Origin of the sequence: Streptococcus pseudopneumoniae ATCC BAA-960 = CCUG 49455 (assembly GCF_002087075.1) — a bacterium.
In the GTDB taxonomy this organism is placed as follows: domain Bacteria; phylum Bacillota; class Bacilli; order Lactobacillales; family Streptococcaceae; genus Streptococcus; species Streptococcus pseudopneumoniae.
The window spans coordinates 73,760-74,410 of sequence record NZ_MWSM01000012.1 but is presented as its reverse complement, the minus strand read 5'-3'; the positions used below and the strand labels follow the sequence as shown (position 1 = coordinate 74,410).

The 651-nt window shown below is 38.6% G+C and carries 1 protein-coding gene; it reads right to left on the bottom strand.

Annotated elements, in window-relative coordinates; translation table 11 throughout:
- Nucleotides 1-320 precede the first annotated feature (320 nt).
- Nucleotides 321-651: LPXTG cell wall anchor domain-containing protein (locus B4W83_RS03210; RefSeq protein ID WP_158083585.1), on the bottom strand; the 331-nt coding region annotated here is incomplete at its 5' end.

The following is a 651-nucleotide window of genomic DNA, read 5'->3' as shown; positions in this document are numbered from 1 at the left end:
AGAGGCTTATTTACCATGGACTAAAGTTGTACAAGAAAAGTGCAAATAAGAAATCTCCAGATTAGGAACTATCCGTGAGTTCTCTAGTCTGGAGATTTTTCAATATACTTCGTTATTGGGCGGTTACAATATACTTCGTTATTGGGCGGTTACACTTCAACCCACTACAGTTGACAAAGAGCCCAAAAAAAGAAAGGACAAAATTTGTCCTTTCTAGATCTTAGCTGACTTCAACACTCTACAGTTGACCAAGAGCCCCTTTTTAATTGATAAAAAATTGTGTATGTAAAAGCGATTGAGAATCAAATAGAATCATTTACTTAAGCTTCTTCATCATCTTTTTTCTTTTTAGAAAAGAGTAAACCTACTGCTCCAAAGATTGATAGAAGTCCTAGAGCAGATGTAGTATTATCTGATCGTATACCAGTATTAGGCAACATTGCTCTCGTTTGATACGATGTAGGCTGAGTTCCTGCTACTATATCTGATACATTCAAGGCTGCCGCTGCTGCAACTAAGTCATTCTTAGCTTTCTCAACTTCTGCTTGACTTGCACCTTCTTTAGCATCTACAGCTTTCGCCGCTTTAAGAGCTTCGTCGTAGGCAGTACGCTTAGCTTGGTCTGCATTCATGTACTTGGCGTCAGCTTTT